General features: G+C 71.5%; 17 protein-coding genes and 1 pseudogene. 11 read left to right on the top strand and 7 right to left on the bottom strand.

Going from position 1 to position 22,633, the window contains the following annotated elements; translation table 11 throughout:
* Positions 1–81: 81 nt before the first annotated feature.
* The gene (locus tag ACN28F_RS01825; RefSeq protein WP_289206410.1) at positions 82–1,053 is read right to left on the bottom strand and encodes a pyridoxal-phosphate dependent enzyme; all 972 of its coding nucleotides are present in this window, start codon (positions 1,051–1,053) and stop codon (positions 82–84) included.
* Positions 1,054–1,533: 480 nt separating this feature from the next.
* Between ACN28F_RS01825 and ACN28F_RS01820 the strand changes: the two genes are divergently transcribed.
* From ACN28F_RS01820 to ACN28F_RS01810, 3 genes are all read left to right on the top strand, one after another.
* A complete protein-coding gene (locus ACN28F_RS01820) occupies positions 1,534–2,970 on the top strand; it encodes an endo-1,4-beta-xylanase (protein WP_289206409.1) in 1,437 nt (478 codons plus the stop codon).
* A gap of 226 nt (positions 2,971–3,196) precedes the next feature.
* Positions 3,197–5,254, top strand: coding sequence for a DNA gyrase/topoisomerase IV subunit B (locus ACN28F_RS01815; RefSeq protein ID WP_421361219.1), 2,058 nt, complete (start codon positions 3,197–3,199; stop codon positions 5,252–5,254).
* Positions 5,255–5,292: 38 nt separating this feature from the next.
* Positions 5,293–7,776 (top strand): DNA gyrase/topoisomerase IV subunit A, encoded by a 2,484-nt coding sequence (locus ACN28F_RS01810; RefSeq protein WP_289206408.1) that lies wholly within the window; start codon positions 5,293–5,295, stop codon positions 7,774–7,776.
* 55 nt (positions 7,777–7,831) lie between these two features.
* On the opposite strand, the gene ACN28F_RS01805 is transcribed toward ACN28F_RS01810, so the two are convergent.
* Genes ACN28F_RS01805 through ACN28F_RS01785 form a run of 5 tightly spaced genes read right to left on the bottom strand, consistent with a single transcriptional unit; the run spans position 7,832 to position 12,484 of the window.
* On the bottom strand, positions 7,832–8,749 hold the full coding sequence (locus ACN28F_RS01805) for an aldo/keto reductase (protein WP_421356894.1): 918 nt from the start codon (positions 8,747–8,749) through the stop codon (positions 7,832–7,834).
* A gap of 49 nt (positions 8,750–8,798) precedes the next feature.
* Positions 8,799–10,046, bottom strand: a complete 1,248-nt coding sequence (locus ACN28F_RS01800) for a glycosyltransferase 87 family protein (RefSeq protein ID WP_421356893.1) — start codon at positions 10,044–10,046, stop codon at positions 8,799–8,801.
* A complete protein-coding gene (locus ACN28F_RS01795) occupies positions 10,043–10,675 on the bottom strand; it encodes a class I SAM-dependent methyltransferase (protein ID WP_289206406.1) in 633 nt (210 codons plus the stop codon). Before ACN28F_RS01795 ends, ACN28F_RS01800 begins: the two co-directional genes overlap by 4 nt.
* Position 10,676: 1 nt before the next feature.
* Positions 10,677–11,477 (bottom strand): polysaccharide deacetylase family protein, encoded by an 801-nt coding sequence (locus ACN28F_RS01790; protein ID WP_421356892.1) that lies wholly within the window; start codon positions 11,475–11,477, stop codon positions 10,677–10,679.
* A complete protein-coding gene (locus tag ACN28F_RS01785; RefSeq protein WP_353850455.1) occupies positions 11,474–12,484 on the bottom strand; it encodes a glycosyltransferase family 2 protein in 1,011 nt (336 codons plus the stop codon). The genes ACN28F_RS01790 and ACN28F_RS01785 overlap by 4 nt, the downstream gene beginning before the upstream one ends.
* Positions 12,485–12,827: 343 nt before the next feature.
* Here ACN28F_RS01785 and ACN28F_RS01780 point away from each other — a divergent pair, with 343 nt between their 5' ends.
* The 8 genes from ACN28F_RS01780 (at position 12,828) to ACN28F_RS01745 (ending at position 21,490) form a co-directional block, all read left to right on the top strand.
* Entirely contained in the window at positions 12,828–14,144 is a 1,317-nt protein-coding gene (locus ACN28F_RS01780) for an aspartate aminotransferase family protein (RefSeq protein WP_421361217.1), read from the top strand.
* Positions 14,138–15,181, top strand: coding sequence for an NAD-dependent epimerase/dehydratase family protein (locus tag ACN28F_RS01775; RefSeq protein ID WP_289206403.1), 1,044 nt, complete (start codon positions 14,138–14,140; stop codon positions 15,179–15,181). Before ACN28F_RS01780 ends, ACN28F_RS01775 begins: the two co-directional genes overlap by 7 nt.
* A 13-nt stretch (positions 15,182–15,194) precedes the next feature.
* Positions 15,195–16,187: a UbiA prenyltransferase family protein gene (locus tag ACN28F_RS01770; RefSeq protein ID WP_289206402.1), complete on the top strand. Its 993-nt coding sequence runs from the start codon at positions 15,195–15,197 to the stop codon at positions 16,185–16,187.
* Positions 16,188–16,251: 64 nt separating this feature from the next.
* The gene (locus ACN28F_RS01765; protein WP_289206401.1) at positions 16,252–17,262 is read left to right on the top strand and encodes a glycosyltransferase family 2 protein; all 1,011 of its coding nucleotides are present in this window, start codon (positions 16,252–16,254) and stop codon (positions 17,260–17,262) included.
* Between the two features lies 1 nt (position 17,263).
* Positions 17,264–18,283, top strand: a complete 1,020-nt coding sequence (locus ACN28F_RS01760; protein ID WP_421356891.1) for a glycosyltransferase family 2 protein — start codon at positions 17,264–17,266, stop codon at positions 18,281–18,283.
* Positions 18,280–19,401 carry an endonuclease/exonuclease/phosphatase family protein gene (locus tag ACN28F_RS01755; RefSeq protein WP_289206399.1) on the top strand — a complete coding sequence of 374 codons (1,122 nt, stop codon included), beginning with the start codon at positions 18,280–18,282 and terminating at the stop codon, positions 19,399–19,401. Before ACN28F_RS01760 ends, ACN28F_RS01755 begins: the two co-directional genes overlap by 4 nt.
* A gap of 14 nt (positions 19,402–19,415) precedes the next feature.
* Positions 19,416–20,468, top strand: coding sequence for a glycosyltransferase (locus tag ACN28F_RS01750; RefSeq protein ID WP_289206398.1), 1,053 nt, complete (start codon positions 19,416–19,418; stop codon positions 20,466–20,468).
* A complete protein-coding gene (locus ACN28F_RS01745; protein WP_289206397.1) occupies positions 20,429–21,490 on the top strand; it encodes a lysylphosphatidylglycerol synthase domain-containing protein in 1,062 nt (353 codons plus the stop codon). Before ACN28F_RS01750 ends, ACN28F_RS01745 begins: the two co-directional genes overlap by 40 nt.
* Here ACN28F_RS01745 and ACN28F_RS01740 read toward each other — a convergent pair.
* A pseudogene (locus ACN28F_RS01740) lies at positions 21,465–22,166 on the bottom strand (tetratricopeptide repeat protein); the annotation flags it as partial. The gene ACN28F_RS01745 and the pseudogene ACN28F_RS01740 overlap by 26 nt on opposite strands.
* Positions 22,167–22,633: the final 467 nt, after the last annotated feature.

The raw sequence follows: 22,633 nt of genomic DNA, 5'->3' as shown, positions 1-22,633 counted from the left end.
GACCGCCTGCGTCTCACGCAGGCGGTCCGGCACGCCGGGGTCGGCCGGGCACCCGGCCGACCCCGGCGTGCCGGACCGCTGTCAGCCGGTGCCGAGCAGGTCAATGAAGCGTCGGGTGTCGATGTTGCCGCCGGAGATGACGACGCCGACCCGGGCGGGCATCGGGTCCAGCCGGTGGGTCAGCAACGCGGCGAGACCGGTGGCACCGCTGGGCTCGACGGCCATCTTCAGCCGGTCGAACGCGAACCGCATCGCCGCGCGGATCTCGGCGTCGTCGACCACGACGACGCTGTCGAGCAGCCGTCGGTTGATGGCGAAGGTCAGTTCGCCGGGAATCTCGGCGGCCTGGCCGTCGGCGATGGTGCGGGGGACCTCGATGGCGACCCGGTGGCCGGCCGCCAGGGACCGTCGGGTGTCGTCCCCGGCGGCGGGTTCGACGCCGACGACCCGGATGCCCGGGCTGACGCCGGTGGCCGCGACGGCGGTGCCTGCGGCGAGCCCGCCCCCGCCGACCGGCACCAGTACGGCGTCGAGCCGACCCGCCTGTTCGATCAGTTCCAGTGCGGCCGTGCCCTGCCCGGCGATCACATGCGGGTGTTCGTAGGGAGGGATCAGCACCGATCCACGTTCCGCGGCGAGTGCCGCACCGATGGCGACCCGATCGCCGGTGTACCGGTCGTAGGTGACGATCTGCGCGCCGTAGCCGGTGACGGCGGCGACCTTCGACGTGGGCGTGTCGGTGGGCATGACGATGACCGCGGTCGTGCCCAGTTCCCGCGCGGCCAGCGCGACGGCCTGGGCGTGGTTGCCGGAGGAGTAGGCGACGACTCCGTGCGCCAGTTCGTCGGGGGACAGGCGGGAGATCGCGTGGTAGGCGCCACGGAACTTGAAGGCACCGACCCGTTGCAGGTTCTCGCACTTGACGAAGACCTCGGCACCGACCAGTGCGTCCAGCGTGCGTGAGCGCAGCACCGGCGTACGGTGCGCGACTCCCGCGATCCGCGCGGCGGCGGCGCGGACGTCGTCGAGGGTGACGGACGACAACTGCGGCATGGTGCTTCCTCCCGGAGCTAGGATCTGACACAGTTTCATACAGCGGTCGGGCGAGTCGCAGCTGACCGGCGGGTGTCCATGCCGCATGTCCGGGCGCGGTCGGGCACCTCGACGCCGCAGCGCGACAGGTACCGCTGACGTCGCGCCCGCGACCCAGGTGTGGTCGTGGGTCGCGGCTGACCGGCGCGTGGGCCGGAACCGTTCGGGGCGTCGAGTCGGGGCCAGGGTGGTCCGCCGACTGTCCGATGCTGCACCCGATGGCCACCGTTCCGAAAGATTTTCGGTGCTGTCGATCGTGGTGTGCCGACGGTTGGCCGCTTTGACGTGCGCCGATGTCGATCGGGGCCGGTGCGGCATGGCTGAGTTCAACATTGAGTTTCCGGAATATTTCCGTTAGCATCCGGGCAGAACTTCGACCATGGTCGATGCGTGGCCGAGGTTTGTGCCGTCCACATCCTGTACCGAGAGGCAATCACCGACATGACAGACCATCACGCCAGCAGATCGAGGAGAAGGGGACCGCGGGCCGCCCTGGCTTCGGTCGCGGTGGTGGCCCTCGCGGCCGGCACCGCCCTGCTGTACGCCAGCTCCGCCAACGCCGCCGAGTCCACCCTCGGGGCGGCCGCCGCCCAGACCGGCCGGTACTTCGGTGCCGCCGTCGCCGCCCACAAGCTCGGTGATTCGACGTACGTGAACATCCTGAACCGGGAGTTCAACAGCGTCACCGCCGAGAACGAGATGAAGATCAACGCGACCGAGCCGCAGCCGAACCAGTTCAACTTCACCAACGGGGACCGGATCGTCAACCACGCCCTGGCCCGGGGCATGTCGGTACGCGGTCACACCCTGGCCTGGCACTCGCAGCAGCCGGCCTGGATGGAGCAGATGGAGGGCACCGCGCTGCGGCAGGCGATGCTCAACCACGTCACCCGGGTCGCGTCCTACTACCGGGGCAAGATCCACTCCTGGGACGTGGTCAACGAGGCGTTCGACGACGGCAACTCCGGTGCCCGGCGTAACTCGAACCTGCAGCGCACCGGTAACGACTGGATCGAGGCGGCGTTCCGGGCCGCCCGGGCGGCCGACCCGGGTGCGAAGCTGTGTTACAACGACTACAACATCGACAACTGGTCGTGGGCGAAGACCCAGGCGGCGTACAACCTGGTGCGGGACTTCAAGCAGCGGGGTGTGCCGATCGACTGCGTCGGTCTGCAGTCGCACTTCAACCCCCAGTCGCCGTACCCGTCGAACTACCGCACCACGCTGTCGAGCTTCGCCGCGCTGGGTGTGGACGTGCAGATCACCGAGCTCGACATCGAAGGCTCGGGGCAGGCACAGGCCAACGCGTACCGGGGTGTGGTCAACGACTGTCTGGCGATCGCCCGATGCACCGGGATCACGGTGTGGGGCATCCGGGACAGCGACTCGTGGCGGTCCTACGGCACGCCGCTGCTGTTCGACAACAACGGCAACAAGAAGCAGGCGTACGACGCCACTCTCGCCGCGCTGAACAGCGGCACCCCGCTGCCGACCACGGCGCCGCCGACGACCGCGCCGCCGACCACGGCACCCCCGACGACCGCGCCGCCGACCACGGCGCCACCGACCACGGCACCACCACCGCCCGGCAACTGCTCCGCCACCGTCTCGCTCAACCAGTGGCAGGGTGGGTTCGTGGCGACAGTGCGGGTCACCGCCGGCTCCTCGGGCACCAACAGTTGGGCGGTGACCATGACGATCCCGTCCGGGGCCGCGGTCACCAACACCTGGAACGCCCAGGCCAGCGGCAGTACCGGCTCGGTGCGGTTCGCCAACGTGTCCTACAACGGCCGGATCGGCGCCGGGCAGTCGACCGAGTTCGGTTTCCAGGGCACCGGCAGCGGCAGCGGGATGACACCGACCTGTAGCTCCAGCTGACCGACCCGATCACCTGGCCGGCCGGTGCGCGAGGAATGACACCCTCGTGCACCGGCCGGCGGCACGTGTCCGCCACGCCGGCCCGGCTTTCCGGCCCGGCGCGGCCCTGTCGGGGGCTGCGGTTACGCTCGTCAGGCGGTGGCCCGCAGGCCACCGGGTCCCGCCCGTCGGCGTCCGTGCCGGCGTGGACAGGGGCGCGCTGGCCGGCACCCGGGAGTTCGACGCGTTGACTGCACAACCTGAGACGCTGTACGGAGCAGACGACCTCACCCACCTCGAAGGGCTGGACGCCGTCCGTAAGCGGCCCGGCATGTACATCGGCTCGACCGACAGCCGGGGCGTCGGTCACCTGCTCAACGAGATCCTCGACAACGCCACCGACGAGGGGATCGCCGGGCACGCCAGCCGGATCGAGGTCACCCTGCACGCCGACGGCTCGGTGCAGATCGACGACGACGGCCGGGGCATCCCCACCGACGTGCACACCCGGTCCGGGCTGTCCGGGGTCGAGCTGGTGCTCACCCGGCTGCACGCCGGCGGCAAGTTCGGCGGCTCCGGCTACAAGGCCTCCGGCGGACTGCACGGTGTCGGCGCCTCGGCGGTCAACGCCCTGTCCCTACGGTTCGACGTACGGGTCAAGCGGGACGGCCGGGTCAGCGAGATGTCGTTCCAACGGGGCGTGCCGGGGGTGTTCGACGGCCCCGGCCCCGCGGCCCCGTTCACCCCCGAGTCGGGGCTGCGGGCGGTCGGCCGGATGAAACGGGGCGAGGCCACCGGCACCTGCGTGCGGTACTGGTACGACGCCCGCTACTTCGACGCCGGCGCCGCGTTGGACGTCGAGGCCGTCCGGACCCGGCTGCGCAACACCTCGTTCCTCGTCCCCGGCGTCACCTACGTGCTTCGCGACGCCACCGGGGCGGAGCCGGTCGAGGAGGTCTACCACCATCCGCGTGGGCTGGTCGAGATGGTGGAGTTCCTGACCCCCGGCGGGGACAAGCCGGTCTGCGGCACCCTGCTGATCACCGGTTCCGGCACCTACAAGGAGAACGCCGCCGACGCCAACGGCGTGATGCAGTCGGACGTGCAGCGTCGGGCCGAGATCGAGGTCGCTCTCTCCTGGGGCACCGGCTACGAGCGGATCGTCGAGTGCTTCACCAACACGATCCGCAACGTGCACGGCGGCACCCACCGGCGCGGCTTCGAACGCGGCGTCACCCGGGCCGTCGTCGACGCCGTACGCAACACCCGGGGGCTGCTCAAGCCCAAGGAGGACGCACCGACCGTCGACGACGTGCTGGAAGGCATGACCGCCGTGGTGCATGTGCGGATCCCGGAGCCGCAGTTCACCTCGCAGACCAAGGACGAACTCTCCACCGCCGGGATCACCCGGGTGGTGCAGGGCATCGTGGAGCGGCACATCAAGACGTGGGTCGAGGAGCGCAAGACGCGCACCGAGGCCCGGACCGTGCTGCAGAAGGTGGTCGACGCGGCCCGGGTCCGGCTCACCCAGAAACAGCAGAAGGACGCCGCCCGGCGCAAGACGGCCCTGGAGGGCGCGTCGATGCCGCCGAAGTTGGTCGACTGCCGGTCGACCGGACTGCAGCGCAGCGAGCTGTTCATCGTGGAGGGCGACAGCGCTCTCGGCTCGGCCCGGATGGCCCGGGTCGCCGAGTACCAGGCGCTGCTGCCGATCCGGGGCAAGATCCTCAACGTGCAGAAGGCCAACCTGGCCGACACGTTGCGCAACGCGGAGGTCGCGGCGATCGTCCAGGTCCTCGGGGCCGGCACCGGGCGCACCTTCGACCTGGCCGCCATGCGGTACGGCCGGGTGATCCTGATGGCCGACGCCGACGTCGACGGCTCGCACATCCGTACTCTGCTGATCACCCTGTTCGCCAAGTACCTGCGCCCGGTGATCGAGGCGGGTCGGCTCTACGCGGCGATGCCGCCCCTGCACAAGATCACTACCAAGGGGCGCAACGCGGAGACCATCTTCACCTTCACCGAGGCAGAGATGGAGCAGACCGTACGGCGGCTGACCCGGTCCGGGCGGCAGGTGGTCACCCCGGTGCCCCGGTTCAAGGGCCTCGGTGAGATGGACGCCGACGAGTTGTGGGAGACCACCATGAACCCGGCTACCCGCTCCGTGCGCCGGATCACCCTGGCCGACGCGGAGGTCGCCGACCGCACCCTGGAGCTGTTGATGGGGGAGAAGGTCGAGCCCCGCCGCAACTGGTTGATCGACTCCGCTGGTCGGGTCGACCAGGAGAGCATCGACGCCTGAGCAGGCCCCGCTCAATCGAGGAAGCGTTGGAAACGTAGATGGCACGCAGCAAGAGCAAGCAGTCCCGGGTGGACCTGTCCGCGTTCGACCAGGCCGGCGCCCGGATTCTGGACAACCCGCTGGAGACCGAGATCCAGGACTCCTACCTGGAGTACGCCTACTCGGTCATCTACGCGCGGGCCCTGCCCGACGCGCGCGACGGCCTCAAACCGGTGCACCGGCGGATCCTCTACTCGATGAGCGAGCAGGGCCATCGTCCCGACCGCGGCTACGTCAAGTCGGCCCGGGTGGTGGGCGATGTGATGGGCAAGTTCCACCCGCACGGCGACACCGCCATCTACGACGCGATGGTCCGGATGGCGCAGGACTTCTCCCTCAACGTGCCGCTGATCGACGGGCACGGCAACTTCGGCTCGCCCGACGACGGCCCGGCCGCCAGCCGCTACACCGAGGCGCGGATGTCGCGCCCGGCGATGCTCCTTGTCGGTGAGCTCGACGAGGAGACCGTCGACGTCAAGCCGAACTACGACGGGTCGCTGACCGAGCCGAAGGTGCTTCCGGCGGCGTTTCCGAACCTGCTGGTCAACGGGGCGTCCGGGATCGCGGTCGGGATGGCGACCAACATGATCCCGCACAACCTCGGGGAGGTGGTGGCCGCCACCCGGTGGCTGATCCGCCACCCCGACGCCACGCTGGACAAGCTGATGGAGTTCGTGCCCGGCCCGGACCTGCCCACCGGCGGTCTGCTGCTCGGCCTCGACGAGGTGCGCCGGGCCTTCGAGACCGGCCGGGGCGTGGTCCGGATGCGGGCCAAGGTGCAGATCGGCCCGCTGGAGGGCAGCCGTGGCCGGCAGGCGATCACCGTCACCGAGTTGCCGTACGGAGTCGGCACCGAACGGATCATCGAAAAGATCACCGAAGAGGTCACCAAGACCAAACGGCTGCAGGGCATCGCCGATGTCAAGGATCTCACCGACCGGGAGAACGGCACCCGGCTGGTCGTCGAATGCAAGATCGGCGTCAACCCGCAGGCGCTGCTCGCCGACCTCTACCGGTTGACCCCGATGGAGCAGTCGTTCGGGGTGAACAACCTGGTCCTGGTCGACGGGCAACCCCGTACGCTGGGCCTCAAGGAGCTGCTGGAAGCGTTCCTCGCCCATCGCTACGAGGTGGTGACCCGACGCAGCGAGTTCCGCCGCCGCAAACGCGCCGAGCGGCTGCACCTCGTCGACGGGCTGCTCATCGCCCTGCTCGACATCGACCGGGTGGTCCGGCTGATCCGGGCCAGCGACGACGCGCAGTCCGCCCGCGACGCCCTGATGGCCGAGTTCGGGCTGAGCACCGTGCAGGCCGGCTACATTCTCGACACCCCGCTGCGGCGGCTCACCCGCTTCGACCGACTGGAGCTGGAGACCGAGCAGGAGCGGCTGCGCGGCGAGATCACCGAGCTGTCGCGCATCCTGGACGACCCGGCGGTGCTACGCAAGGTGGTCTCCGACGAGCTGGCCCAGGTGGCGAAGCAGTTCGCCGCCCCCCGCCGTACCACCCTGGTCGACGGTGACCTCAAGGAGGTGCTGGCCGCCTCCGTACCGGCCGGGCCGCTGGAGGTCGCCGACGACCCCTGCCAGGTGATCCTGTCGGCGACCGGGCTGGTCGCCCGGACCGTGGCGCAGAGCGAGGAATCCGTCGAGGACGCCCGCCGCAACAGCCGGGAACGCCACGACGCCGTCGCGGCGGTCGTCCCGGCCACCGCCCGGGGCCAGGTGCTGTTGATCACCAGCGCGGGTCGGGCGATCCGCACCGACGTACTGCCGCTGCCGGTGCTGCCCCAGCGGGCCGGCACGGTGTCGCTGTCCGGCGGGATGCCCGCCACCGAACTCGCCGCGCTGGGCCCGGGTGAGCGGGTCGTCGGCCTGGCCCCGGCGGCCCAGCGGGACACCCCCGGGCTGGCGCTGGGCACCCGCCAGGGGGTGGTGAAGATCTGCGCGCCGGAGTGGCCGGTCCGCGCCGACGAGTTCGAGGTCATCGGCCTGCGCGACGGTGACGAGGTGGTCGGCGCCAGTTGGCTCGCCGACGGCACCGAGAGCCTCGCGTTCGTGACCACCGACGCCGCCCTGCTGCGGTTTCCCGCGAAGCTGGTCCGCCCGCAGGGGCTCAAGGGCGGCGGGATGGCCGGGATCAGTCTCGCCACCGACGCCCGGGTGCTGTTCTTCGCGGCGGTACGCACCGACGACCCGGCGCACGGCGAACCGATGGTGGTGACCTGCACCGGGCGTGGCGTGAAGCTGACGCCGTTCGCCGCCTACCCCGCGAAGGGCCGGGCGACCGGCGGCGTACGGGCGCAGCGGTTCCTCAAGGGCGAGACAGCGCTCGACCTGGCCTGGATCGGTTCCCGTCCGGTCGGCTCCACCCAGTCCGGCGAGTCGGTGGCGTTGCCGCCGGTCGACCCGCGCCGGGACGGCTCGGGCAGCCCGGTGATGCTGGTCCCACAGGTCGTCGGGCACCTGCTGGAACGCGGCTGACCGATGGGTGCGCCCTGACGGACCACGCCGTGGCCGGGGCGCACCCACCGGCGCTTCACCAGTCCAGCGGCGCGGCGGCCAGCCGCTGGTCGTACCAGGCGCGGATGGCCCCGACCACCTCGGCTGGCAGCGGCCCGTCGGCGGCGGCGGCGACGCTGCTGTGCAGTTGTGCCACCGACTTGGTGCCGGGGATGACCGTCGACACCGCGTCGTAGCTGAGCAGGAACCGCAGCGCACCGGAGAGCAGACTCACCCCGGCGGGCAGCAGCGCCGCGAACTCCCGTACCAGGCCGGCCCGCACCGCCACGTCCGCGCGTGACCAGCGGTCCCGTACGTCGGTGAACACGCTGTCGGCGGTGTACCGCCCGGACAGCCAGCCGGACTCCAACGGCACCTTGACGATGATGCCGGCGCCCCGGTCGCGGGCCCGGCCCACCGCCGGCCACGGCTCCTGGTAGAGCGCGGACAGCCGGACCTCGAACGCGGTGGAGGCGCTGGTGTCCGCGGCCATGTCCAGGTCCGCGCTCCAGTCGACCGACGCCCCGTACGCCCGGATGTGGCCCTTGTCCTGCAGCCGTTGCAGGACGTCGTAGTGGTCGGATCGGCTGCCGTCGAGGATCTCCGGCGGTGGGTTGTGCAGCACCACGATGTCGACGTGGTCGACGTTCATCCGGTGGGCGCTGCGGGCCACCGAGGCCTCGATCTCGCTGTCCGACCAGTTCTCGCTGCCGTCGGGCAGGTAGCCGACCTTGGTGCAGATGATCGCCTCGTCGCGGCGTCGGCCGGTCAGCGCCCGGCCGATGTTGAGCTCGCTGGCCCCGTCGGCATAACCCGGTGCGGTGTCGATGAAGGTGACCCCGGCATCGAGCGCAGCGTGCACGATCCGCACCGCCTCGGCCTCGTCGGGGCCGTCCGGCCAGTGTGTCGAGCGGCCCAGCTGCCAGGCCCCGAGGCCGATCGCGCTGACCTGCATCCCGGTGGTGCCGAATGGTCAGATGTGCACGGTCGTGTCCCTTCGCGGATCACGGTTGACTGCCCGACAGGGTATCGACGGTCGCCGGTCGAGGCGGCCCCGTCGGCTGGCGCAGCCGCCAGCCGGCGACGCCGATCCCGGCCACGCCCAGCAGTACGTAGAGGTTGCTGTAGACCAGCCCGAGGCCGGTGAAGTGCAGGTCCCAGCCGCCCGGGGCGGCCAGCACCCAGCTGGTGCTGGCGACCAGCACGACCCAGACGCCGACGGTGGTGGCCGTCGCCGTCCGGTGCCGGTGCCGCCAGGCGTGCCCGCCGAGCAGCAGCAGCGCCGGCACCCACCACACCCAGTGGTGGTGCCAGGAGACCGGGGAGACCAGCAGGCCGGTCGCGGCGCAGACCAGGACGGCGGTCAGCACGTCGCCCCGGCGGTGCTGACCGACGGCGACTGCCAATCCGGCCACGGCGGCCACGGCGGCCAGCACCCACCAGACGAACCCCGGCGTCGGGTCGTCCGCCACCCGGGTCACCGCACCGGCCAGCGACTGGTTGAGCACGGTACGGGGGTCACCGGTGACCCGGTCGGTGTCCAGCAGACCGCCGGAGAAGAACCACGCCGAGTCGGCCGGGCGCCAGGCGAACCCGACCGCGACGGTCGCGGCGAAGCCGCCGAGCGCGGTGGCCGCGGCCCGCCACCGGCCGGTCAGCACCAGCAGCCCGATGAAGACCAACGGGGTGAGCTTGATCCCGGCGGCGATGCCCACACCGAGCCCGTGCCACCGGCGGTGCCGGCCGCCGACCAGATCCGCCAGCACCAGCCACATCAGGATCAGCCCGACCTGCCCGACCTGCAGGTGCCCGGCGACCGCGAAGACCGGCAGCGCGGCGACCAGCGCGCCGATCGTCGTGGCCGGCCGGTGCCGGTCCGGCGTACCGACCTGGTGCAGCACCAGGCCGATCACCGCGACCAGCGCCACGACGCTGACCACGGTCCAGGTGGCGACGGCGACCGGCATGCTCAGCACCGCCAGCGGCTGCATCAGCAGCGCGGCGAAGGGTGGATAGGTGAAACCCAGGGCGATGCCGTCGGGGGTGAGGTGGCTGGCCTGGTACAGGTTGCCGTCACCGGTGGCGGCGGCCACCGCTCCGGCCCGGTAGGCACCGAGGTCGCCCCAGAACCGTCCGGTGACCTGGTGCACCACCGCCGCCGCGCCAGCCAGGCCGGTCGCGATCGCCACGGCGTACAGCCAGGTCCTGACCAACGGCCGGTCCGGCGTCGTACCGGCCACCGGTGCGGTCACGGCTGCCTGCTGTGCGCCGGGTCGTCGGCACCCAGCACCAGCACGACACCGTCACCGGTGTCGCCGTCGGGCAGTTCGGCGTGGACCGTCAACCCGCACTCCCGCAGCCGGGGCAGCACCGCCGCCACCGCTGCGGTGCCGTCGTACAGCCAGATCAGGACCCGGCCGCCCGGGTCGAGCATCCCGGCCGCGCGGCGCAGCACGGCGATCGCCTCCTGCGGGGTGAGGTAGTACATCACCTCGCGCAGCAGGATCGCGTCGTACCTGGCGGTGCTCTGGTAGGTGACCAGGTCGGCGACCTCGAACGAGGTGTTCGGCCGACGCAGCGACCTGGCCCGGCGGATCGCCGTACGACTGATGTCCACCCCGTGGTAGTGCCGGTACCCGTCGGCCGGCAGCGCCAGATTGACCGTCGTACCGCAGCCCAGGTCCAGGATCCGGGGCCGGTCGGTGACCCGCTGGGCGAGCGCCAACGGCACCGGGTCGCGGCCCCGGTCGAGGTAGCGCCACAGCCCGAGGGCGTACTGCAGGTCCCAGGCGATGGCGTTGAGCCGGGGGTACGGGCGGACCAGCACGGTCAACGGCCAGTTCAGCAGCCGTCCGGCCAGTCGGAAGATCGGGTGTGCCATCTCATGCCTCCTGGTCGGTGGTGGTGGGTCGGCCGGGCACCGGCGCGAACCGCAGTCCGCGTCGCAGCAGCCGGGGCAGTACGGTGTCGAGCGCGGCCACGGTCTGCGACCGGTCGCCGCCGCCGTCGTGGCAGAGCAGGATGTGCCCGGGGCGGGCCCGGGACAGGGTCCGGGTGATGCGGTCGACGCCGGGTTCCTTCCAGTCGCTGGAGTTGACGCTCCAGTCGACCGGGACCAGCCCGGCGTCGGCGGTCGCCGCGAGCACCTCGGTGGACCAGCCGCCGCTGGGGGCGCGGAACAGTTCGGCCCGTACCCCGGTAGCGTCGAGGATCCGCTGCTGCGCCTGGGTGATCTCGGCGCGCAGCGCGGCCGTCGGCAGCGCCGCGAACGGCATCGGATGCCGCAACGAGTGGTTGCCGATCCGGTGCCCGGCGGCCGCGATCCGCCGGGCCAGCTCCGGATACGCGGTGGCCCGCTCACCGATCAGGAAGAACGTCGCCGGCACGTCGTAGCGGGCCAGCAGGTCGAGCAGCGCCGGGGTCCAGCGGGGATCGGGACCGTCGTCGACGGTGAGCGCGACCGTGTCGGCGTCGATCCGGAACACCGGCCAGGTCGGCCCGGGGTGCGCCGGGCGGATGCGTAGCCGGTGGTAGGTCCGTACCCCGAGGAACATCGCCTCCCAGGCCCGCCCCCGCGCCCGCGCCAGGCGTCCGTCGGTGGACCGACCTCCGATCAGTGGGCTCCCGCCGGGGCGTTCCTCGTCGCGTCCCCGCCCGCCGGCCGGCGGGGTCGGCCCGGTCACCGGCCCGGCCTCGGGCGCAGCTGCCGGCTCGGGCCGAAGTCGCGGTCGAGCAGGAACCGTACGCCGCCGACCGCGGCGCCGCCGACGATCGCCAGATGCACCAGCAGGTGCAGGGCGAGGAAGAAGCCGACGAACGCAGTGCCGCGCTGGCGCCGGACGAACCGGACCAGGCCGGGGTCGGCGGCGGCGAACCAGACCAGCGCCGCGCCCGGCAGCACCAGCAGCGTCGGGGTCAGCGCCGCCAGGGGCAGGGTGGCCAGCATCGCGGCGGTGGCCAGCACCCCGGCCGGTCGGTTGGCGCGCAGCCCGGCCGGCCCGCGTTCGCGCACCGCCACCGGCACCAGCAGTTGCGAGCGGCCGAACTGCTTGCGCAGCAGTGATCCCAGCCGGCTGTCGTCGTCGTGGTGGCAGGTCATCTCGGCGGACAGCCAGATGCCGTGCCGGTCGGCCATCCGGTCGCTGAGTTCGACGTCCTCGGAGGCCCGCAACCGTTCGTCGAAGAGTCCGACGTCGTCGAAGACGTCGCGGCGCACCGCGCAGAGTGCGAAGATCGCGGTCCGGACCCGGCCGACGCTGCGTAGCCGCCAGTAGTGCGCGTGCAGCAGGCGGTACGCCTCGACCGGGCCGTCGTCGTACAGCGGCTCGGTCAGGTAGATCCCGTGTACGCAGTCGATACCCGGTGTCCGAGCGAGGATGTCCAGCGCGGTGGTGAGCGCGGTGGGGGTCGGGGCGCAGTCGGCGTCCACGAACAGGATCACCGCGCCGGTGCTGGCCCGGATGCCCCGGTTGCGGGCGGCGGCCGGGCCGCTGTTGACCGGTGTGTGCAACAGCCGTACCGGGAACTGGCGGGCGATCTCCCGGGTGCGGTCGGTACTCGCGTCGTCGACCACGATCACCTCGGTCGGCGGATGCGTCTGGGCGTACACCGCGGACAGGCAGGCGTGCAGGGTGCGTTCGTTGTTGTAGGCAGGAATGACGACCGATACGTGCGTAGGCACGGACACCACCTTGTCGGAGTGCGGGGACCGGGGAGGTTCACCCCGCCGTCGTGACTGGGCGAAAGGCTATCCGTGGCAGCGTCCCTGGTCAATTGGTCCCTGTGGTCGTCCAACCGTGATCCAGCATCAATTCAGTGGCGCTCCAGTCGCCATTCAGTGCGGTCCGGAAAAATCCATGCCGACTCCTGGTGGACGCCCGACGCCGACACCGGTTTCAGGAGAATTCCACCTGCTCTGGAGAAAGGGCCGATGCGTGGTGGCTCTGTTCAGCGTCGATGACTGCGACGAGCTTCCGGTCAAGCGAGTGCACGACCTCTACCGTCAGTACGTCAACCGCAGCCAGGTCGGGCTGATGACGTCCTTCGGCTTCGGCCGCGAGCTGGTCGACCACGCCGAGGGCGCCTACCTTTACCTGCGCGACGGCCGGCGCATCCTCGACTTCACCGGCGGCGTCGGCGTGCTCAACCACGGACACAACCACCCCCGGGTGACGGCCGTGCGGCGCCGATTCGCCGAGCGACGCCGCATGGAGGTGCACAAGACCTACTTCTCGCCGTACGTCGCCGGCCTGGCGCACAACCTGGCCGAGGTGCTTCCCGGCGACCTGAACATGTCGTTCCTGCCGAACTCCGGGGCGGAGGCGGTCGAAGGCGCGGTCAAGCTCGCCTACAAGTACCACGGGGGGCGACGCCATACGATCCTGCGCGCCGACATCAGTTTCCACGGAAAACTGCTCGGTTCGGGTAGTTTGACTGGCGGCGCGCAGAACCACTTCAAATTTCCCGGCATTTCCGGGGTCGTCACGTTTCAGTACGATGACCTGGAATCGGTACGGGCCGCCGTCGCCGCCCATCCTGACGACGTGTACGCGATCCTGATCGAGCCGTTCAGTGCCTCGACGATGCGCTGGTGCAGCGAGGAGTTCCTGCGCGGGCTGCGGGAACTGTGCACCGCGCACCGCATAGTGCTCATCTTCGACGAGATCTACACCGGGTGGGGCAAGACCGGCAGTCTGTTCTATTTCATGCGGTACCCGGGTCTGCTGCCGGACGTACTGACCACCTCCAAGTCCTTCGGTGGCGGCAAGTCGTCGATCTCGGCGTACGTCGCGCGGGAGCCGATCTTCCGCAAGGCATACGACAATCCGATGGACGCGTTGCTGCACTCGACGTCGACCACCTACTACGGCTTCGGTGAGGAATGCGCCACCGCCATCGAGGCGGTCAACGTCGCCATCGACGACGACTATCCGGCGCGGGCACGACACATCGAACAGCAGCTGGCCGCCGGGCTGCGCCGCATCGCCAAGCAGCACCCCGACTCGGTAGCCGACGTGACCGGCGCGGGAGCGCTGTGGGGGGTGTTCATCGACGGCGGACCGAAGGTACTGGACCTGGCGGCGAAGCTCGCCCCGGCCGGACTGGCCCGCGACCCCCGGCTGCGGACCAAGGTGGTGACCTGCGCGGTGATCAACGCGCTGTACCGCGACCACGACATCTACACCTACTACACCCTCAACGGGGCCAGCCCGTTGGTGGTCGGCCCGCCACTGGTCGTCTCCGACGACGACGTCGAGTACTTCCTCGACAGCCTCGACACCGTGCTCGGCCAGGGCCTCACCCGGCTGCTCACCCGGTTCGTGGCGCAGAAGGTGGGCTCGCTGTGGTGATCGCGGTGACCGGCGCCGCCGGGATGCTCGGCGCATCGGTGGTGGCCCGACTCGTCGCCGACGGTGCCGAGGTCGTCGGGGTCGACCTGCGTGAGCCGGCACCCGGCGGTCCGACCGGCGGGTACCGGCACCTGGTCGGTGACGTGCGGGATCCGGCAGTGCTGCGGGTCGCCTTCGACTGCGTCGACGCGGTCGTGCACTGCGCCGCCGCGCTGCCGAGCTACCCGGCGGCGCAGATCCGCTCCATCGTGGTCGACGGCTCGCGCGCGGTGCTCGACGCCGCCCGTACGGCCGGTGTCGCCCGACTGGTCTACATCTCCTCGACCGCCGTCTACGGACTGCCCCGCCAGGTGCCCACGCCGGAGGAACACCCGTACGCGCCGGTGGATCCGTACAGCACCGCCAAGGCCGACGCCGAACGGCTGGCGATCGGCTACCGCGACACCGGTCTGGTGCTGCCGGTGCTGCGGCCCAAGACGTTCCTGGGGCCCGGCCGGATGGGGCTGTTCTCGATGCTGTTCCAGTGGGCCCAGGAAGGGCGCAACTTCCCGGTGCTCGGTGACGGCCGGGTGCGGATCCAGATGCTGCACGTCGCCGACCTGGTCGAGGCCGTCGTCACCGTGCTGCGGGCACCGGCCGCCGTCGCCAACGACACGTACAACATCGGGGCCGCCGAGTTCGGCACCCTGCGCGAGGACTTCCAGGCGGTGCTCGACGCGGCCGGGCACGGCAAACGGGTCGTGGCGCTGCCGGCCGGCCCGGCCCGCGCCGCGCTCGGCCTGCTGCAGCGCACCGGGCTTTCCCCGGTGTACGGGCGGCTGCTGCACAAACTGCGCGACGACTCGTACGTCGACATCGGTCGCGCCCGGCACCGACTCGGCTTCACCCCCCGGTACAGCAACCAGGACGCGGTGCTGGAGACGTTCCGCTGGTGGCAGGCGCAGCGTGCCACCGCCGTCAGCCCCGCCGCCAGCGGCCGGACCAGCCGGGATCCGTGGCGCCAGGGCGTCCTCGCCGCCGCCAAGGTCTTCTTCTGACAGGAGGTGCGCGATGACCGCTGTGGAGGTGGCAGCCGAGCCGATGCCGGCACCCGGGTCGGTGGCGGGCGACCCCGCCGGCCCGACGGCCGACGTCCGGCCCGGCTGGATCGCCCGGTCGGTACGCGCCGGCACGGACCTGACCACGTTGCTGCGCCCGCAGCAGTGGACGAAGAACCTGCTGGCGGTGCCCCTGGCGCTGCTCGACGCGCCGGCGTGGACCGCGGCGACGGTGGGCCGGGTCGGGTGGGCGGTGCTGCTGTTCACCCTGGCGTCGTCGCTGGTGTACGTCGTCAACGACGTCGCCGACCGGCACTTGGACCGGGGGCACCCGGGCAAACGGTCCCGCCCGGTGGCCAGTGGCCGGATCTCGCCGACGTTGGCCTGGACGATCGCTGCGGTGCTGACCGGGCTGCTCGGCACGGCCGTCGTCGTCGGACCCGACATCGCCTGGTGGCCGCTGGCCGGCTACCTGGTGCTGAACCTGGCGTACAGCCGGTGGCTCAAACACGTACCGCTGATCGACATCAGCGTCGTCGCCGCCGGATTCGTGCTGCGCGTCCTGCTCGGCTACGCCGCGACCGGCGGCCCGGTGTCCGCCTGGCTGCTGACCACGGTCTTCGCCACCTGCCTGCTGCTGATCCTCGGCAAACGTCGGCAGGAACTCGCCGTCGACGGTGCCGCGCACCGCCCGGCGCTGCGCGGCTACAACCTCGGCCTGGCCGACCAGTTGATCACCGTGAACGCGACCGTGGCGGTCCTCGGGTTCCTGCTCTACCTCAACTCCGAGGCGCCGGTCGGCGCACACCGCGACGCCCTGCTGCTGGCGGCCGTTCCGTTGACCCTGTTCGGGGTCTCCCGGTACCTGCAGGCCGTGCTGGTCCGCCGAGGCGGCGGCGACCCGGTCCGGACCCTGCTGCGCGACCGGCTGATCCTGACCACCGCCGCCCTGCTGGCGGTGGTGGTTGGCGCGGCCCTGTTCGCCGTCAACTACCCGTCGTCCTGACCCCAGCGCCACCCGAACCCACCACAGTGCAACCTCGTGACCAGTGAAAGCGGTGTGTGTGTCCATGTCTGAACCGCTCGTGTCGGTCATCGTGCCGAACTACAACTACGCCCGGGCGCTCGGGCTGTGCCTGTCCGCCCTTCGAGCCCAGACGTACCCTCGCCTGGAGATCATCGTCGTCGACGACTGCAGCACCGACGACTCGGTCGCGGTGGCCGAGTCGTACGGCGTCCAGGTGGTGCGCACCCCGGCCAACGGCGGGCCGTCGGTGGCCCGCAACCTCGGGGCCGCCCACGCCACCGGCGAGATCCTGTTCTTCGTCGACTCCGACGTCGCGGCCAAGCCGGACGCCGTGGCCAACGCGGTGGCCCTGCTCACCGAGCGGCCGCAGATCGGCGCGGTCTGCGGCAACTACGACCCGGTGCCGCTGATCCGCGACAGCCTGGTCGAGGAGTACCGCTGTATGCAGCAGTCCTACTGGCTGATCGCCGACGAGGGCCGGATCTACACCATGTACACCGCGTTGCTGGCGATGCGGGCCGAGGTGTTCGCCGAGATCGGCCCGTTCAACCCCCGGCTGCGGGAGACCGAGAACGCCGACTACGGCTTCCGGCTGGCCAGCCGGTACGAGATCTGGCTGACCCCGGCGGTGCGGGGGGTCCACGACCACGACCACGAACTGCGGGTGATGATCCGCAAGGTCTTCACCCGCACCAGGTTGCACATTCCGATGTACGCCCAGAATCCGACCTTCCCCGGCGGGCTGCGCAGTGGGCCCCGGGCCTGGAGCAGCGTCGCCGCGCTGCTGGTGGTGCTGACCGCCGTCGCGCCGCTGGTGTTCGGTCCCTGGTGGAGTGTGCTGCCGGTACTCGCCGCCGCCGGCTTCGTCACCTGCGACTGGCCGATGTACCGGTTCGTCGCGGCTCGCCGCAACCCGCTGTTCGTCGCCTACTTTGTCGCCATGCACTTCTTCCTCAACGTGGTCATGGCGGTCGCGGCGGCCACCGGCTTCGCCAGCTACCTGACCTCGCGGGCGTTCCGGCGGCTCTACGACAAGCCGGCGCAGGCGGTGTGACATGACGCTGCCGAAGGTCTCGGTGATCGTGCCGAGCTACAACTACGCCGCCTCCCTGCACGTGTGCCTGCGGGCCATCGCCGCGCAGACCTATCCGCAGATCGAGGTGCTGGTGGTCGACGACCACAGCACCGACGACTCGGTGGCGGTCGCGCGGGCCCTCGGCGTACGGGTGATCGCCCTGCCGGACAACGGCGGCTGCGGCCGGGCCCGCAACGTCGGCGTGGCGAACACCACCGGCGAGATCCTGTTCTTCGTCGATGCCGACGTGGCGATGGCACCCGACGCCGTCGCCGAGGCGGTGGCGCTGCTCGAGGCCGAACCGCAGGTCGGGGCGGTCTGCGGGATCGAGGACCCGGAGCCGTTGCTGCACGACACGTTGGTGGCCCGCTACCGGGGTCTGCAGTACCACCACTGGTCGGCCAGCGGAGAAGGCAACGTGACGTTCCTGTTTCCGGCGATGTGCGCGATCCGTCGTCGCGTCTACGCGGAGATCGGTCCGTTCAACCCGGCGCTCAAGCAGACCGAGGAGGTCGACTACGGCTACCGGCTGTCCCGTCGGCACCAGTTGCGGCTGACCTCCCGGGTCCGCGGCCGGCACGACCACGACCACGAGCTGCTGCCGCTGCTGCGCAAGCTGTTCCACCGGGCCCGGCTACGGATCCCGCTGTACGCGCGGGCTCGCCGGTTCGCCACCGGCTTCGAGACGGCCGCCCGAGCCTGGGGCAGCCTGATCGCGACCGCCGCCCTGCCGGCGTTGGCGCTGCCGGTGCTGTTCGGGCCGTGGTGGCTGCTCGTCCCGGCCGCGCTGGTCGCCGCGTCGGTCGCCGCCGACCGCGAACTTTATGCGCTGGCCTACCGCCGGCGCGGCCCGGTGTTCCTGATGTTCTTCGTAGCGGTGCACTTCCTGGTGAACGTGACCATCACCGCCGGGGTGGCGGCCGGTGCCCTGCAGTGGCTGGTGTCGCGACCGTTCCGGCAGCTCTACGACAGCACCTTTCCGGTGGAGGCGACCGCGTGACCGCGTCACCGCAGATCGCGCCGGCCCCGGTGGAGGCCGTCGCCGCCGCACCGGGGCCGGGGCCCTGGGGGCGGTGGTGGCGGCGCTGGCTGGGCCGGCTGTTCCTGACCGGCTCGGCGGTGTGGCTGCTGTACGTGCTGGCCCACCGGGCACTCAGCGGGCGGGTGTGGTGGTGGCTGCTGGCCGAGCTGACCCCGCCGCTGCTGTTCGTCGCCGTACCGTTGACGTTCGCGGCGGCGGCCGCCGGGTGCCGGCGGACCCGGCGGCCCGCGGCGCTGTTGTGCGCGGCGGCCCTGATCCTCGGGGCCGGGCTGTCCGGGATCAACCTGCCGGGTCCGCTGCGTGGCGAGCAGCCGGTGCCGGCGGAGGCGGTACGGGTGGTGTCCTGGAACACCGGCTACTGGCATTCCGGTGAGCAGCCGGCGGACTTCTACCGGCTGCTGCGCGATCAGCGGGCCGACGTGTACCTGCTGCAGGAGTACATCGCCGAGGTCGACGGGGCGATCGTGCCGATCGACGACCTGGACCGGCTGGCCCGCGAGCTGCCCGGCTACCACGTCGCGGTCGTCGGCGAACTGGTCACCGTGTCGCGGTTCCCGATCGTCGAGCAGGTGCCGTTGGAGGCCGCCGGGCTGCCCCCGGCACCGGACGACTTCGTGGACTTCTGGCACTACCAGGTGCTCCGGACCGACCTGCAGGTCGGCGACCGGGTGCTCTCGACGTACAACGCGCATCTGCCGGTGCCGCTGTGGGTGGGCGGACCGAGCGTGTTCAGCCGGCAGTTCCACGACACGGTACGCCAACAGCGGCAGCGCCGCCTCGCACAGTGGCGGGTGCTCGCCGCCGATGTGGCGGCCAACCCGTACCCGGTGCTGCTGGCCGGTGACCTCAACACGACGCCGGCGATGGGGGACACCCGCCGGCTGCCCTCGGGGTTGCGTGACGCGGTGTCGGCCAGCAGGTCCTTCTACCCGGGCTCGTGGCCGACCGAGCAGCCGTCGGCGTGGCGGCTGGACTGGGCACTGGTCTCGGATCCGCTGACCGTGCACCGGTACGAGTTCGGCGACGCGCGGGGAATGTCGGACCACCTGCCTCAGACGATGTGGGTGTCGTGGTGACCGGGGTGCCGAGGGTGTCGGTGATCATTCCGACGTACAACAAGGCCAAGACGTTGGCCGAATGCGTACGGTCGGTGTACCGGCAGACCTGCCAGCCGGTGGAGGTGGTCGTGGTCGACGACGCCAGCACCGACGGGTCCCGGGAGATCGCCGCCGGCCTGCCGTGCCAACTGGTCTGCCTGCCTGCCAACCGGGGCGTCTCGGCGGCCCGCAACGCCGGTGCCGCCCTCGCCACCGGTGAGGTGCTCTTCTTCCTCGACTCCGACATCGCGCTCGCGCCGGACGCGATCGGCAACGCGCTGCGGGTGCTGGCCGCGCACCCCGAGTGCGGTGTGGTGCAGGGCATCTACGCCGCCGAGCCGTTCGCCGCCGACGGCCCGGTGGAGGTGTACAAGACACTGTTCGAGCACTACTGGCGGCGTCGGCGCGCGGGCGTCGCGGACTCGACCCTGTTCGCACTCACCGCGATCCGTCGCGAGGCGTTCGACGCGGTCGGTGGATTCGACGAGCGCCTGCGCGACTCCGAGGACGTCGAGTTCGGCACCCGGCTGCCGCAGCGTTACCAGATCAGGATGAGCGCGCAGGTGATCGGCCGCCACGACGACGTCGACCGACTGGGGCCGTTTCTCGCCGAGCACGTCCGGCGCGCCGTCAGCTACGGCGCGCTGCTCGCCGGCACCCTGGTCGGCGCCCGGCGGCGGTCGCCGCACCGACCGCACACGTCGGGCCTGTCCGACGGTACGGACCGACCGGGGCGCGGCTTCGACGTCGCCGCGGCCGTGGCCATGTTCTGCTGTACGGCGGCGTTGGTCACCCTCCCGTTGGCGCTGTTCGACAAGTGGCTACTGGTGCTACCGGCGTTGTTCGGCGCGGCCTTCCTCGTCGTCGACCGTGGACTGCTGCGCTTCGTGTGGCGACGCAAGGGCAACCGCTTCCTGGTGTACTTCGTCGGCATGCACTTCGTCATGCACACCACCCAGTTGGCCGGCATGGCCGCCGGGTTCGCTGCTGCGGCGCTGCGGAGCAGATGGCGCGCACCGGCCAGCTCGCGGCGGGCCGACCGGTGAGCGGCGGGATGCCACCGGCGGTCGGCGGGATGCGCCCGGCGGGCCGCTGGAGTCGCTGGTGGCGGCTACTGAACCGGGCCTTCGTGGTGCTCTTCGTGGTGCTGCTCGTCGTCGGCGTGGTGACCGTGCTGCGTACCCAGGACTGGACCCCGGTCGTCGAACTGGCCGCTTCGCTGGATCCGGTGACCGGCTACCTGGCGGTGGCGGCCGCGATCGGGATCAACTGTCTCGGCCTGGCCCTCGGCGTGCTGTCCTGGCGCGCGGTCTTCGTCGATCTCGGTGCCCAGGTGCCCACCTGGACCGCACTGCGGATCTTCTTCGTCGGGTTCCTGGTGAAGTTCGTGCCGGGCCGGTTCGTCGCGGTGCCGGTGCTGCTGCGGCTGGGTAGGCAGGTCGACGTCGGTCCGGTCCGGCTGGCGTCGGTGTTCGCGGTCAGCTGGAGCATCGTGGCGCTCACCGGGCTGACCATCGGCATCGCCGCCGGCCCGGCGGTCGTCGGTGGCGGGGTGTGGTGGCTGCTGCTGGCCGCCCTGCCGGTGGTGGTCCTGCTGATCCGCCCGCAGTTGCTCGACCGGACCGTACGGTTCGCCGCGAGGCTGCTGCGGCGGCCGGAGCCGCAGTTCGGTGCCACCCCGGGTGGCGTCCGCCGCGCGATCGTCGCGCAGGCGCTGTCCTGGTGGGTCTCCGGACATCACCTGTGGGTGCTGGCCGTGGTGGCCGGGGCGCCGCCCGGCCGTTCCTACCTCGTGTGTGTGGCCGGGTTCGGGTTGGCGACGGTCACCGGGCTGCTGGTGATGATCGCCCCGGACGGCATCGGGGTGCGGGAGGCGGTGCTCGTCGTGGGACTGGCCACGGTGATGCCACTGCCCCTGGCCGGCACCGTCGTGTTGGCCAGCCGGGTGGTGTCGGTGCTCAGCGACGTCGCGGTCGGTGCCGGCGGACTGGCGCTCGCCGAGTATCTGCACCGACGTCGACAGCGGGGTGTCGGTGCGCTGGTCAGCGACCCGGTGCCGGCGCGCTGACGCCGACCTCGTCGCGGTGGCGGCCCACCGCCGCCAGATGCGCGCGGATCTGCTCGGCCTCCGGGGCACCGATGGCGCTGAAGTGCGACAGCGCGTGGCACCAGTGGTCCCACACCTCGTCCGGGGTGCGTTCCGGCCCGGCTGCCGGCGCCCGGTCGGTGTCGACCAGCCGCTGCCCGGCCCGGGCCAGCCCGGCGTGGGCCCGGGCCTGCTGCGTCCGGTCACCGATCTGGGCGGCGATCGACAACGCCTGCCGGTAGTGCTCGCGGGCGGCTGCCGGGTCCCCGACCTCCATCAGCGCGTCCGCCAGACCGACCAGCGCCGAGGCCTGACCCACCGGCTGCCTGGTGTCACGGTAGATCTGCAATGCCCGACCGTGGTGGTCGGCGGCGTCCCGGAACCGCCCGAGCCGGGCGTGGAGTTGGCCGAAGGAGTCCAGCGCGAACGCCATCCCGACCCGGTGGCCGATCCGTCGGCACAGGACGATGGCCCGGTCGAGGTGTTCGCTGGCCTCGGCGTAGCGGCCCTGCAGGACATGAATCCAGCCGAGGTTGCCCAGCGCCATCGCCTCGCCGTGGGTCTCCCCGGTGGCCCGCAGCAGCGTGAGCGCCTCCTGCAGGTGTTCCCGGGCCTGGTCGTACTGGCCCTGCTGGCCGTGGAAGACACCGAGATTGCCCAGCGCCCGTGCCTCACCGGCGCGTTCGCCGGTCTGCCGGTACAGCACCAGGGCGCGTTGCAGATGGTCGACGACCAGCTTCCGGTGCCCCTGCATGCCGTAGACGACCGCGATGTTCGTCATCATGTGGGCCTGTGAGTCGCGGTCGCCGATCGCCGCCGCGGCGAGCAGACCGTGCTGGTGCGCGGTCACCGCGTCCGGGTAGTGCCCGGCGCCTTCCAGGTAGCGGAAGACGGTGAGCACGAGCCGACGGGCATGCTCGGGCCAGCCGTGCCCGGCGGAGTGCGCCATGATGGCGACCAGGTTCGCCCGTTCCTGCTCCAGCCAGGACCGGGCGTTCGCCGGGTCGGCCAGCGGCCGGGCGGCCGCCAACGGGCCGGTGACCGCCGGTCGGCGGTGGCGCTCGGCCGGATACAGCAGGTCCATCGCTGTCGCCGCGGTGTGCAGGTAGTGGTCGAACAGCGCGG

The sequence above is a fragment of the Solwaraspora sp. WMMA2101 genome, from assembly GCF_049179175.1.
GTDB lineage: Bacteria > Actinomycetota > Actinomycetes > Mycobacteriales > Micromonosporaceae > Micromonospora_E.
Note: the sequence above shows the minus strand (reverse complement) of the source record. Positions and strands in the feature narration are given on the sequence as shown.